This window comes from Synechococcus sp. MU1642 (assembly GCF_020514115.1).
Lineage (GTDB): Bacteria > Cyanobacteriota > Cyanobacteriia > PCC-6307 > Cyanobiaceae > Parasynechococcus.
Map to the genome: position 1 here is coordinate 1 of NZ_VTKZ01000020.1, position 12,730 is coordinate 12,730.

Genomic DNA, 12,730 nt, shown 5'->3' on the forward strand with positions numbered 1-12,730 from the left:
GGCTCGGCTTCATCCGATCGGCGCGGCAGCCACAGGCGCACCCCCATCCGGCAACCCCTCAGCCCCGGCCCCAGGCCGCCAGGCCCCCGCGGCTGCGCCGACCAAGGTGGAGAAAGATCCTGAACCGGCAAGCTGGAATGCTGCGCCCCTGGTCCCCGACACCGACGACATACCCTTCTGAATTCAGAGGATGCTCGCGGGTCGGAGCAACTCAACGACCAGCTTCGTCCTGCAGTTCTGAGGCTCGGGTGATCAGTTGCCCGAGCTCCCGCTCAAGAGCGGCAAGATCCAGCCGCAGCTCGGGCCAGCGACCACCATCAATCTGCTGCAGCAACCAGCTGCGATCACGGTCGAGCTGCTTAAGAAGATCATCCCTACCGATCGACGATGGATCCAGCATCTTGCTCGGAGCAGTAGATCTCCATCCTGATGGTCTAGAGGTCAAAATGACGATCAAGCCAAGGCCTTCATGAAGGATTTCTTCTCCCCCGGCAGCCTCGTCACCATCGCCGGAGGCGTGCTGACTGTGATCGGTGCCACCGCTTACGCCACGGGAAGTGCCAACCTCAGCCTGCCCACGATTTTCTATGGAATCCCGATTTTATTGGGGGGACTGGCCCTGAAATCGTCGGAGCTGCCACCAGCCATCCGGGTGACACCGATCAAGACCTTTCAAAAAGAACGCGAAGCTGCAGCACCTGAACTGGGCAAGTTGCTCGGCGATGTGACGCGTTGGCGTTACGGCCAGAAGGCCCATCTGGAGTCGTCGCTGGAAGCGCTCAAACTTTGGGACGAGGACACCCCGCCGCAGTTGGAGGAGATCGAAGAGCTGCATTCCGACAGCGGCTACGGCCTACGGATGCGTTTCCTGCTGGGAGCGGTCCCCCTCGAGCGCTGGCAAGAGCGGCAAGAGCGGCTCGGGCGTTTCTTCGCCAAGGGGATGCGAGCGGAACTCAAGGAACTGGATCAGCAACGGCTGGACGTTCTTCTGCTTCCTGCTGGTGACGTCTAAGCCATGGCCCAATCCACCCAAAACAACGATGACGCCCTCAGGGTGTCGGTGCTCAGCGAAGCCCTTCCCTACATCCAGCGCTTCGCCGGTCGGCGCATCGTGATCAAGTACGGCGGAGCTGCCATGGCCCATGCCGAGCTGCGTGCTGCCGTCTTTCGCGACCTGGCTCTGCTGGCCTGCGTTGGGGTCCAACCCGTGGTGGTTCATGGCGGCGGGCCCGAAATCAACCAATGGCTTCAGCGTCTAAAAATCCCCGCCGAATTCCGCGACGGTCTGCGCGTCACCGACGCCGACACCATGGACGTGGTGGAAATGGTGCTGGTGGGCCGCGTCAACAAGCAGATCGTGAATGGGCTCAATCAGCTCGGCACCCGTGCGGTTGGTTTAAGCGGAAGTGACGGAAGCCTTGTTGAGGCACGCCCTTGGGGGGACGGCAGCCATGGGCTGGTGGGTGACGTTGCCCGCGTCAATCCAGATGTGCTCGAACCGCTGCTGGAGAAGGGTTATGTGCCCGTCATTTCCAGCGTTGCCGCAACCCCCGATGACGGGCAAGCCCACAACATCAATGCCGATACGGTGGCTGGAGAGCTGGCGGCGGCCCTGGACGCCGAAAAATTGATCCTGCTGACCGATACCCCCGGCATCCTTGAAGACCGGGACGATCCCGACTCCCTGATCCGCAAACTGCGCCTTTCAGAGGCGAGACAGCTAATCGAGGACGGCGTGGTCGCAGGTGGCATGACGCCCAAAACGGAATGTTGCATCCGTGCCTTGGCCCAGGGCGTGTCAGCCGCCCACATCATTGATGGCCGGGTTCCCCATGCCCTCTTGCTCGAAGTCTTCACCGACGCTGGCATCGGCACCATGGTGGTGGGAAGTGGCTAAAGGGTGAGCGAGCAGGACTCAGCACTGGACCTCTCTGAAGCGGAGGCAGCCCTGGAGCGCGGGGACTACGGCCAGGGCCTGGAGCTGCTTCTACCCCTATCGGAGCAACACCCGATTAATAGTCCGGAGGGGGCTGGCCTTCGACTCCTGATGATCACCGCCTGGATGGGCCAGGGGCAGGAAGACAAAGCCATCGCCACCTGCAGGCTGCTGAGTCGCTGCCATGATCCAAAGTTGCGCCAGCAAGCCAAACAACTTCTCGGGGTTCTTGAAGCCCCCAGCCTGGATCGTCCAGAACGCTGGTCGATGCGGATGCCGCAACTGGAGCTGAATGGCTCCGGCAGCGGGCAGACCTCCACCATGCGGCGGCGGCGGTCGCGGCGCCCCGAACCCCCGCCATCACCACCAACGGGTCCGACGCGTTCACCCGGGGCGGGTTTCGCCGTGCTGGTGATGGCGGTTCTGCTGGGGATCACGCTTTTGCTGAGTGGCTGCGTCCAAATCGAGGCTGATCTCGACCTTCGCGGCCCGGATCGACTGGCCCTCACTTGGGACATGCGGAGCACCCAGGAACGACCGCTGCCCTGGCAGAAACAATTCGAGCAAGACCTGCAACGGGAGGTGCCCGGGCTGACGATCGAACAAACTGGCCCAGGACGCCAAAAAATCAGCAGCCGTGTTGTGTCATCTCACGAGCTGGCGCAACAAATGGCCGCCGTAGTTGCCGTGGCTGGTCGCGCGGCTGGAGTCTCACTCCCAGCACCGGTGCTCAAGCTCGAAGAACGCAACTGGCTGCTGGGGGTGCAGCAGCACCTGCAGCTGATGGTGGACCTCAACGATCTGCCCGAGATCCCTGGGCTCGAGGTTCATCTGAGCCTCAACCATGGGCGGGTTGAGCGCACGGCTCTTTCCGGCACGACCACCGAAGTCAGCTGGCAGGGCTGGCGCTGGAATCCGCTTGGCCTGGGGGCCGTGGTGATCCTGATGCTGATGACCAGCAGCATGGTGCTGCAGGTGGTGCGGCGGAAACTGGGCTTCGGCTTCCCAGAACTGCCCTCCTGATCAAAGCTGCTGCGGATCTGGATCGACAGTGAGCGCCACACCCTTGGGCAAGCCATCCCAGAGGGCCTGCCCCGGAGGCAACGGAAGCGAGGAGCCCGCCGGACCGTGGAGCAACAACTGCCATCGGCTCCGGCCAGCCACGCGGGCAACCGGGGCCGGGGCCGGACCCAACAGCCACCAGCTCTGGCGCTTACAAATCGGCCGGATCCGCTCCGCCAGAACCGCTGCCGCTGTTGCTGTTTTGCTGGGGGAATCTCCAGATAGTCGCAGCAGACAAGCGCGACTGAAGGGCACCAGACCGGCTTCCCTGCGGAGGGCCACTTCCTGGGAGAGGAACGCTTCATAACGACCATCCACCAGGTGTTGAATCACCGGGTGTTCTGGGGAGTAGGTCTGCACCAACACCTGCCCCGGTCGCTCGCCTCGACCGGCACGGCCCGCCAACTGCAACAGCAACTGCAGAGCCTGCTCTCCTGCTCGGAGATCGGGGCGGTGCAGAAGCCCATCCGCCGCAAGTACCGCCGCCAGGGTGACCCGCGGTAGATCCATGCCCTTGGCCAGCATCTGCGTGCCGATCAAGACATCGGCTTCTCCGGCAGCAAAACGGTCCAACAGGCGTCGATGGCCATCACGCCCCCCGGTGGAATCGCGGTCAAAGCGGAGCAAGCGAAGACCTTCGAGCTCCTGGGAGAGCAGTTCCAACACCTTCTGGGTACCAGCCCCAAATGGTTTAAATGCCATTGAACCACAGTGACTGCAGCGGTTCTCCAGGTCCTCACGATGGTCACACCAATGGCATCGCAGCCACTGACGTCCGCCCTGGCCGCGGTGAACGGTGAGCGCCACATCGCAGTGGGGGCACATCACCACCTCGCCGCAACTACGGCAGCTCAAAAAGGGGCTGTACCCCCGACGAGGAACCAAGACCACGGCCTGTTCGCCCTGCTCCGGCAGCGCCGCAAGACGATCCATCAAGGCACGACTGACCAGACGCTTGTGTCCTTCGGCCAGCTCATGGCGCATGTCGATGACATGAACCGGAGGTAGGGCCTGCCGGGAAATCCGCTCGGTCAGGCGCACCAAGGTCAAGGCACCGTCGGGGCCCGATTGAATCCAGCTCTCGAGCGACGGTGTGGCGCTGCCAAGCACAAGCCGTGCCTGTTGCATCACAACCCGGTCCAAGGCCAGGTCCCGGGCGTGATAGCAGGGCATCGGGGCGTCTTGCTTGTAAGAGCTGTCGTGCTCCTCATCCAGCACGACCAGCCCCAGCGGCTTCAACGGCACGAAAACAGCGGAGCGGGTCCCTACCACCACCAACGGCTGTTCGGCAGCAAGACATCGGCGCCAGGTTCGAACCCGTTCGGCGTCACCACAACCGCTGTGGTATTCCACGACGCGCGAGCCAAAGCGTTTGCGGCAGCGGTCGACGAGTTGGGGGATCAATCCGATCTCGGGGGTGAGCAGCAGGACGTGCCGGCCCCGCTTCAGCTCCCGAGCAGCCAGTTGGAGATACACCTCGGTCTTACCGGAGCCGGTGATTCCCCAGAGCAGCAGTCCACGCCCGGGAGAAAGCTGTTGGTAGGCATCGACCACGGCCTTCTGCTCAGCTGTCAAAGCCTGGGGGCACTCCTTGGGGCCAGCACCATCTGAAGAACCCTTGTCTTCACAACGACGCTGCTGACGGTGCAGGTAGCCCTGCTGGATCAGGGGGGGCAGCAATTGGGCACCAAACCCACCAGCCACCAGGTCCCGTTGCCAAACGCCATTGCCCTGACCTTCCAACCAAGCCAGAAGCTCCCGCTGGCGCGGGGTGGGTTGATCCGCAGCATCAGGGGGGACACGGGCCTGGATCCACCACATTTGACGCCCACCGGCCAGGGAACGCTGGCCGGCTTGACCAATCCAGCCCGCCGGCAGAGCCGCCTTCAAGGTGCGGAAGACACTGAGATGGCAACGGGCCGCCACCCGTTCCAGCCAGCTGTACCACTCCGAATCGACAGCAGCTCGCTGCAGGAGTGATTCCACCGGTTGCAGCTCATAAGGATCCTGCTGAGCCCACTCCCGCTCCGCCACCACCAGCCCATGCATGGCTCGACCCCGGAGGCGCACCCGAACCAGATCTCCCGGCATCAACCCCATGGTGGGATCTGCGGCATAGCTGAACGACCGCCCTTCCCGCCCGGCCTCCAGCCAGACCTCAACGCATCGCAGCGAATGCGACAGGACCTTGCAAACTTCGGAAGACTTCATTAACGTAGAGATGTTGGGCAATTTCTGCCAACCCTGCGCTCGATCCAGAGGGAAGACACAGAGTCTGAAGTCAAGGTCCTGTTCCTTGCCACTTTGACCGGTCTGAGACCACCCCGGAAGGCACAGAGACAATCAGTCCAAGTATTTCGTCTACTCGCGGACACCACCGTCAACCCATGAACTCCGTCTCAGCATCAGCTGCGTCGTTCTCTTTCGCTTGAACAGAAGCTTCTAGTTCCGGCTCTTGCCGCAGGTGCGTTTCTGCCGCTTTTGCCTTTCCCCTTCATCTGACTTCGTCTAACACCATGACCCCTGCTGCCACCAAAGCTGCCAAGCCGGACATTGTTCTTTTGGCCAATGCTGACGGCAAGGTGAAGGAAGTCACTAAGGATTCCGACAAAGAGGCCAAAAAGCTCCCCGCACGCCGACGAACCAGCAAGGCGAGCGCAAAGGACTTGAGCACAGCGGCCGACGAACTACTGGCCGCTGCGGATCAACCCAAGCCTTCGAGAACCACCAAAAAGGCTGCGGCGAAAACCACCAAGGCCAAAACCACCGCGAAAAAGGCCACAACAAAGAAAACACCCACCAAAGCCTCGACACCAAAAGCGGCTGCAGCGAAACCAACCGCCGAAGAGAAAGCCAAAGCCGCAGCCGCTGAGAAGGAAGCCAAGGCCAAAGCCCTGGCCAGCATCAAGATCGGTCCCAAAGGCGTTTACACCGAAGACTCCATCCGGGTTTATCTGCAGGAAATTGGGCGAATTCGACTGCTGCGTCCCGACGAAGAGATCGAACTGGCCCGCAAAATTGCCGATCTTCTTTACCTCGAGGAACTGGCCTCTCAATTCGAAAGCGACAACGGCCGGGAACCCGACAACAAAGAGTGGGCGGCCCTGGTGGAAATGCCGCTCATCCGCTTCCGCCGGCGCTTGATGCTGGGCCGACGGGCCAAGGAAAAGATGGTGCAATCCAACTTGCGCCTGGTGGTCTCGATTGCCAAGAAGTACATGAATCGGGGCCTGAGCTTCCAAGATCTGATTCAGGAAGGAAGCCTTGGCCTGATTCGGGCAGCCGAAAAGTTCGACCACGAAAAGGGCTACAAGTTCTCCACTTACGCCACCTGGTGGATTCGTCAGGCAATCACACGAGCCATTGCCGACCAGAGCCGCACCATCCGCCTGCCGGTGCACCTCTACGAAACGATCTCCAGGATCAAGAAAACCACCAAGGTTCTCTCTCAGGAATTCGGCCGGAAGCCAACGGAAGAGGAAATCGCCGAATCGATGGAAATGACCATCGAAAAACTGCGCTTCATCGCCAAGAGTGCCCAGCTGCCGATCTCCCTGGAGACCCCAATCGGCAAGGAAGAGGATTCCCGCCTGGGCGATTTCATCGAAGCCGACATCGAGAATCCAGAGCAGGACGTAGCCAAGAACCTGCTTCGTGAAGACCTGGAGGGTGTTTTGGCCACCCTCAGCCCCCGCGAACGCGATGTGCTGCGCCTGCGCTATGGCTTGGACGACGGGCGGATGAAAACCCTCGAGGAAATTGGCCAGATTTTTGACGTGACCCGTGAACGGATTCGTCAGATCGAAGCCAAGGCCCTGCGCAAATTGCGCCACCCCAATCGCAATGGGGTGCTGAAGGAATACATCAAGTAAGTCCTAACTGAGCCTGCCACCTAGACAGTTACGGAAGCAATACATAAGTTCGTTTCCCCCTGGCTCAATGTCGTTTCGGGCTCACATAACCAGAGCGAGGGAATTGAGACGCCCTCCTCACACAGAAGAGATCAAACCCCAGCCTGAGACTGGGGTTTTCCTTTGGAAACAAAAAATCAGTGCAACCGGTTCACTGATTGCCTTCGAAGGTCTCAGTGAATTCCTGAAAGGCACGCTTCAGGCGCTCCACCGGAGTTTCTTCTATGGGGCACTCCTGGCGTGTTTCCAGCGTATAGGTCTGGAGCAGACGAGCATCTGGTTCAAGCACGGAGGCCACCGCCCCCTTGAATAGAACCAGATTGTGCTGCGACGTCAGCCCTGCCAGATAAGGCTGAAGCACCCAGCTGGACTGCCCGTCCTGGGAGTGCTCCGCCACTGATCGCACCAGACGGGGTCGCAGAAGTTGATAGGCATAGTCTCCATCGCGATCTGTGGTGTGGCGCAGACGCGCCATAAGGACATCGCCACTGCACAACAGGATTAGACGAATGCAGCCCTCAGCCACCAAAGGGAGCATGGTCTCCTGCTCTTGGGGGTCCGGGGCAACCGAGCCAATTACTCCGGCCTGACGAACGCCATTGACGACGGGTCCTGGCATGGCTGCACTGCGTTACTCGGAGATGTTAAGCGTTCTTCACAAAGAGATCTTCCCTTTCGAAGCTTCACAACCTCTTGAAGACGAACCAATCAATCCAAACCCAAAAGCGTAGGCTGGGCGGCTGATTCGCCCTTTCCATGGCCCTCACCGAACTGCGCATCGCCTCACGACGCAGCCAGCTGGCCATGGTGCAAACCAACTGGGTGAAGGCGGAACTGGAAAAGGCCCATCCCGGCTTGAAGATCACCGTGGAAGCCATGGCCACCCAGGGCGACAAGATCCTGGACGTTGCCTTGGCCAAGATCGGCGACAAAGGCCTATTCACAAAGGAACTCGAGGCCCAGATGCTGGTGGGTCGCGCGGACATTGCCGTTCACTCCCTGAAAGACCTGCCCACCAACCTTCCTGAGGGGCTGATGCTCGGTTGCATCACCGAACGGGAAGACCCGGCCGATGCGCTGGTGGTGAATACCAAGAACCAGTCCTACAAGCTCGAAACCCTTCCCGAAGGTTCGGTCGTGGGAACGAGTTCACTGCGCCGCCTGGCTCAGCTGCGTCACCACTACCCCCACCTGGTCTTCAAGGACGTTCGGGGGAACGTGATCACCCGGCTGGAGAAATTGGACAGTGGTGGTTATGACTGCCTGATCCTGGCTGCAGCAGGCCTGGGCCGGCTGGGCTTCGGCGATCGGATCCACCAGCTGATCCCCGGCGACATCTCACTGCACGCCGTTGGTCAGGGAGCCCTGGGTATTGAATGCGTCGAGGACAAGCCCGAAGTGCTTGAGGCGATCAAAGTGCTGGAGCACACCCCCACCTCCCAGCGCTGCCTGGCCGAGCGGGCTTTCCTGCGGGAACTGGAGGGTGGCTGCCAGGTCCCCATCGGCGTGAACACCCGTTTCGAAGGCGATCAACTCATCCTCACCGGGATGGTGGCCAGCCTTGATGGAAAACGCTTGATCCGCGACCAAGCCAGTGGCCCCGCCAGCGACGCCGAAGCCATCGGCCTCTCCCTCGCCCACACCCTCAAAGATCAGGGTGCAGGAGAGATTCTCAAACAGATCTTCGACACCGTTCGCCCCGAAGCCTGATCAACTGTGAGGGGCTGAGGCCATTGCTCTGTTTGCCAAGGCCGGCGACATGGTGCTCTCCTCGCAGCGCGGTGCTCACTGTGGCCATCCCCAACACCCCCAGGCGCGCCGCGCCGTCCTGGTGAACATGTTCCAACGCTGAGCCATGAAAAAGGCGGGGGAAATCCCCCGCCCGATTAGCAGTCGATCGCCGACTCATTCAGTCGACCAACTTGGGATCGATCTCAGCCATGTAGCGAGCCTCACAGCTCTTGATGATCTGAACGGCCTTATCAGTGCCGAAGAAACCATTCACCGTGCAAGTGCCAGGCTTCTTCAGATCCTTGTAGTGCTCCCAGTAGTAGGTGGTCTCTTTCTTCCAGTGCTCACCAAGATCTTCCCAGCTCTTGATGTGATCCATGCGCTTGTCGTCGGCAAGAACAGCGATCACCTTGTCGTCGACTTCACCACCGTCGTCAAAGGTCATCACACCGATGATGCGGGCTTCCACAATCGAACCGGGAATGAGGGGCTCGGTGACCCCAACGATTTCAATATCAAGAGGATCGCCATCTTCATCCCAGGTGCGAGGAATGCAGCCATAGGCGAAGGGGTAAGCCAGCGAGGAGTAACCGACGCGGTCCAGCTTCAGATGACCGGTTTCGGTGATCAGCTCGTACTTATTGATCGTGTTGGAGTTGAGCTCCACGATCGTGTTGAGACGAAGTTCGGCTTCATCAGCGAAGGCCGGCAGCACATGCAGCAGGTTGGGCATGCTGCGGCTGGGTGCCTGATCGAGGTTGGCCATAAACGGCGATGGACAGCGCGGCGCATCCTACGGGCCACTCAGCTCGTCGAGTTGCAAGCGGCTAGGAGACCAGTTGCAGCCGATCAAGCTTGTCCTCCAGATAGCCGAGGAAGGCATCGGTGCTCAGGGGCCGACCGGTGACCCTCTCCACCAATTGATCGGCATTCACACCGCGTCCGAGCGGGTGAACATGCTCACGCAGCCAAGCCAGCAAGGGCGTGACGTCGCCACGCTCCACATGCTCTTCCGGAGACCCGATGGCCTCCGCCATCGCTTCGCTCAACTGCGCACTGATCAAGTGCCCCAACAGATACGAGGGGAAATAGCCAAACAGACCTTCACTCCAGTGCACATCCTGAAGGCATCCCTCGGCATCGTTCATCGGCCGTACACCCAGGAGCTGTTGATAGCGCTGGTTCCATTCGTCAGGGAGATCCTTCACCTCCAAACCCTCTTCCAGCAGAGCAATCTCGAGATCCGTGCGGATCAGGATGTGCAAGCCATAGCTGAGTTCATCCGCCTCAACCCGATTCAAACCAGGCGCCATTGGATTCATCGCCTGCCACATGTCCTGGGCGCCGCTGAAGGGAGCCCCGACCTGTGCGAAACGCTTCCACCACTGCTCCGCGAATGGACGGCTCCGGGCAACGCGGTTCTCCCAGAACAGCGACTGACTTTCATGCACCGCCATCGAGGTTGCCTGTCCTAAGGGCCAGGCAAACCATTGGTGGCTCTGGTCCGGCAAACCCTGTTCGTACAGGGAATGTCCCCATTCATGGGCAGTGGCGAGAAAACACGACAATGGCTGCCCTGGCACCACGCGCGTGGTGATGCGGTAATCCGCCGGTCCCAGCGTGATCGAGAAGGGGTGGGGCGAGCGCGCCATGCAGGTGATGGCAGGATTGCGGCCCCAGGCACCGAGCAGCTGATCACAAAGATCTTGCTGGCTGGACTCATCGAGATGCCAGTCCGCTGATCGGGGGCGAGGCCGGGTGGATGCCTGAGCAACCAACTGCGGCAACCGTTGCCGTAACGGAGCAAACAAAGCCTCGAGACGCTCCAGACGCAGATCTGGCTCGAAAGGTTGCGCCAGGGTCTCCCAACAGGAGCGAGGCTCATCCAGCTGTTTGGCCTGCTCCTGACGCAGGTTAATCAAGGTCTGAAGCGCCGGTGCGAAGAGGCTGAAATCAGAGGCCGATCGAGCCTGCTGCCAACGGTTGTAGCCATCGGCCTTGGCCTTGGCCAAGGCGGCTACAAGAGCTGGATCGAGGGACTGCTGCCGCTGCAGATCCTGTTCCAGCAGATCCAGATTGCGGCCCTGCTCAGGGCATCGCTCACCGGAGTTCCAGTGTTGACGTGCTGCGGCCAGCAGATCCGCATAAGCCGCTGCGCTCTGACGGGCATGAAGCTGGGTCGCCAGCAGCGTGAGCTGTTCACCCCGCCAGGACGCCCCGCCAGAGGGCATGCGGGTGTTCTGGTCCCAGTACAGAGTGCTCTGAATCGAGCCGAGCAACTGTGTCTCTCTCAGATGGGCTCCCAGCTGCCCCCAAGCCGTTGCGGCAGAAGCCATCTCGCTCTCTTTTTGATCAGCCTAACGACACCTGGAGTGGCATCGAAGCACTGATGCAGGCCATGGTGAAGCAGTTCAGCGTCCTGGACCAATGCGCCGATTGATGCTGCGGGTGGCCTTGGGGATCACCCTGCCCATGGCTCTCTGGCCGCTGAAGTTGATCTACCGACAACCCAAGGCCGTTCAATAAAGATCGATCAGTGCATCTCACAGCGGCCTTGGCACAGGGTCTCAAGGTCTGCGCGCCCGGTGATCTGAAGCCGCCTGGCAGCCCAAATCCCATAGACCCAATCGACCACGCCGCCGATCAAGGGCCAGCGGGTAGGTGTGTAAAGCCACCCCAGACCAATCAGCCGATAAGCCTCACGAAAGACGGCCACATCACGCAGCACCTCCCCGGAGCCTGTGATGGCATGAATACGGCCCATGGCGACCCGATAGCTGATGCCGGAATGGGCCTCTGAGTCGTAATCAGAGGCATCAATGTCGACAAAAGCCAGCCGGCCCCGGCGGTCACGCCGCTGCAGAAACCGAACTTCGCGCACACACAACGGACAGCCTCCGTCGAACAGCAGGGTCAGATCGGGGACAGAGGGGCTGGCCATTAACTCAGGCTGTGCTGCAGCACGCAAAGTAAGGAAAGAACGCTGGAGAACGGTGAGCGTGCAGCAGATCCTGCATCAGATCTCAGTTCAAACCCCGGGGAGGGGCTTCACCCGTCTGGACAGTAGGTTGAACACTTGGATCCGCAGCACGGGACTGGATCAGGGCGTTCTGCATCTCACCTGTCTGCACACCAGCGCCAGCCTCACGATCAACGAGAACGCTGATCCACGGGTGCTGCAAGACCTGGATGCATGGATGACCGATGCCGTTCCAGAACACCGCCGTTATCTCCATGACGACGAAGGAGCCGATGACATGCCGGCCCACATCCGAACCGCGCTCACCAGCCAGACCCTGAGCCTGAGCATCTGCAGAGGCCAACTGCTGCTGGGCACCTGGCAAGCCGTTTACCTCTGGGAGCACCGCTGCGCTGCTCACACCAGAACGATCGCCTGCCACCTGTTCGGTGAGCCATCGAGCCGCTCCACCCCTGAGAGCAACACGCAGACCAGCTCAGCAACGCCTCAAACTCTTTTGAGCCTGCGCAATGGCGAAAGGATCAATCAAGCTATTCAGGCCCGCTACGACCCCAATGCATGGGAAACCGACGACGGCATCGATACAGACACCGATCTGATGATTGATCGATTGCATGAGCTGAGCGACTGACGACCTACGCCAGCCACGATGTAGTCGTGATTCAGGGCTGCCATGCCAGTTGAACGTCTCGACGCCGCCCAGAAGTCGGCACTCACCACAGCCTTGCCCAATTGGGTCGTGGACGGAGAAAGGCTGCACCGCGATCTGCAGTTCAACAGCTTCGTGGAGGCCTTTGGATTCATGGCACAAGTGGCCTTGCTGGCCGAATCAAAAAATCATCATCCGAACTGGAGCAACGTCTACAACCGCGTTTCGATCGACCTAACCACCCATGATCTTGGCGGCCTCAGCAGCCTGGATGTGGAGCTGGCCAGCGCCATTGATGCTCTGCTGCCAGCATGAGTTGAGAGGGTCCTTGCGCATGACCACTACACCCGCCACTGCCAACGTCCCCGTCACCATTCTCAGCGGCTTCCTCGGAGCGGGAAAAACCACGCTGCTAAACCACATCCTGAGCAATCAGCATGGGGTGAAGACCGCGGTGCTGG

General features: G+C 60.5%; 14 protein-coding genes and 1 pseudogene. 9 read left to right on the top strand and 6 right to left on the bottom strand.

Annotation, left to right across the window (positions count from 1 at the left end; translation table 11 throughout):
- Positions 1 to 181 (top strand): annotated as a pseudogene (locus FZZ85_RS11845) (single-stranded DNA-binding protein); the annotation flags it as partial.
- Between the two features lie 30 nt (positions 182 to 211).
- Here FZZ85_RS11845 and FZZ85_RS11850 read toward each other — a convergent pair.
- On the bottom strand, positions 212 to 400 hold the full coding sequence (locus tag FZZ85_RS11850; protein ID WP_226415487.1) for a hypothetical protein: 189 nt from the start codon (positions 398 to 400) through the stop codon (positions 212 to 214).
- A gap of 69 nt (positions 401 to 469) precedes the next feature.
- Here FZZ85_RS11850 and FZZ85_RS11855 point away from each other — a divergent pair, with 69 nt between their 5' ends.
- The 3 genes from FZZ85_RS11855 to FZZ85_RS11865 are packed head-to-tail and all read left to right on the top strand — an operon-like array spanning position 470 to position 2,959.
- A complete protein-coding gene (locus FZZ85_RS11855) occupies positions 470 to 1,012 on the top strand; it encodes a DUF2854 domain-containing protein (protein WP_226415489.1) in 543 nt (180 codons plus the stop codon).
- 3 nt (positions 1,013 to 1,015) lie between these two features.
- Positions 1,016 to 1,897, top strand: a complete 882-nt coding sequence (argB, locus tag FZZ85_RS11860) for an acetylglutamate kinase (RefSeq protein ID WP_226415491.1) — start codon at positions 1,016 to 1,018, stop codon at positions 1,895 to 1,897.
- Between the two features lie 3 nt (positions 1,898 to 1,900).
- Positions 1,901 to 2,959: a DUF3153 domain-containing protein gene (locus FZZ85_RS11865; RefSeq protein ID WP_226415493.1), complete on the top strand. Its 1,059-nt coding sequence runs from the start codon at positions 1,901 to 1,903 to the stop codon at positions 2,957 to 2,959.
- Here the strand turns inward: FZZ85_RS11865 and priA are convergent, their stop codons facing one another.
- Positions 2,960 to 5,209 carry a primosomal protein N' gene (gene priA / locus FZZ85_RS11870; protein ID WP_226415495.1) on the bottom strand — a complete coding sequence of 750 codons (2,250 nt, stop codon included), beginning with the start codon at positions 5,207 to 5,209 and terminating at the stop codon, positions 2,960 to 2,962.
- 305 nt (positions 5,210 to 5,514) lie between these two features.
- On the opposite strand from priA, the gene rpoD reads away from it, so the two are divergent.
- Positions 5,515 to 6,870 (top strand): RNA polymerase sigma factor RpoD, encoded by a 1,356-nt coding sequence (gene rpoD, locus FZZ85_RS11875; protein WP_226415497.1) that lies wholly within the window; start codon positions 5,515 to 5,517, stop codon positions 6,868 to 6,870.
- Positions 6,871 to 7,060: 190 nt separating this feature from the next.
- Here the strand turns inward: rpoD and FZZ85_RS11880 are convergent, their stop codons facing one another.
- Positions 7,061 to 7,528, bottom strand: coding sequence for a hypothetical protein (locus FZZ85_RS11880; RefSeq protein ID WP_226415499.1), 468 nt, complete (start codon positions 7,526 to 7,528; stop codon positions 7,061 to 7,063).
- Positions 7,529 to 7,665: 137 nt separating this feature from the next.
- On the opposite strand from FZZ85_RS11880, the gene hemC reads away from it, so the two are divergent.
- A complete protein-coding gene (hemC, locus tag FZZ85_RS11885; protein WP_226415502.1) occupies positions 7,666 to 8,619 on the top strand; it encodes a hydroxymethylbilane synthase in 954 nt (317 codons plus the stop codon).
- 199 nt (positions 8,620 to 8,818) lie between these two features.
- Here the strand turns inward: hemC and FZZ85_RS11890 are convergent, their stop codons facing one another.
- The 3 genes from FZZ85_RS11890 to FZZ85_RS11900 all read right to left on the bottom strand — a co-directional run bounded on the left by FZZ85_RS11890 (position 8,819) and on the right by FZZ85_RS11900 (position 11,581).
- Entirely contained in the window at positions 8,819 to 9,406 is a 588-nt protein-coding gene (locus FZZ85_RS11890) for an inorganic diphosphatase (RefSeq protein WP_226415505.1), read from the bottom strand.
- A 61-nt stretch (positions 9,407 to 9,467) separates the two neighbouring features.
- A complete protein-coding gene (locus FZZ85_RS11895) occupies positions 9,468 to 10,976 on the bottom strand; it encodes a carboxypeptidase M32 (RefSeq protein WP_226415507.1) in 1,509 nt (502 codons plus the stop codon).
- 197 nt (positions 10,977 to 11,173) lie between these two features.
- On the bottom strand, positions 11,174 to 11,581 hold the full coding sequence (locus FZZ85_RS11900) for a thiol-disulfide oxidoreductase DCC family protein (RefSeq protein WP_226415510.1): 408 nt from the start codon (positions 11,579 to 11,581) through the stop codon (positions 11,174 to 11,176).
- Between the two features lie 52 nt (positions 11,582 to 11,633).
- Between FZZ85_RS11900 and FZZ85_RS11905 the strand changes: the two genes are divergently transcribed.
- The 3 genes from FZZ85_RS11905 to FZZ85_RS11915 form a co-directional block, all read left to right on the top strand.
- A complete protein-coding gene (locus tag FZZ85_RS11905) occupies positions 11,634 to 12,251 on the top strand; it encodes a secondary thiamine-phosphate synthase enzyme YjbQ (protein ID WP_226415513.1) in 618 nt (205 codons plus the stop codon).
- A gap of 42 nt (positions 12,252 to 12,293) precedes the next feature.
- Positions 12,294 to 12,584 (top strand): 4a-hydroxytetrahydrobiopterin dehydratase, encoded by a 291-nt coding sequence (locus FZZ85_RS11910; protein WP_226415516.1) that lies wholly within the window; start codon positions 12,294 to 12,296, stop codon positions 12,582 to 12,584.
- 19 nt (positions 12,585 to 12,603) lie between these two features.
- Positions 12,604 to 12,730, top strand: a 127-nt coding sequence (locus FZZ85_RS11915; protein WP_304623288.1) for a GTP-binding protein, incomplete at its 3' end; no start/stop codon positions are given.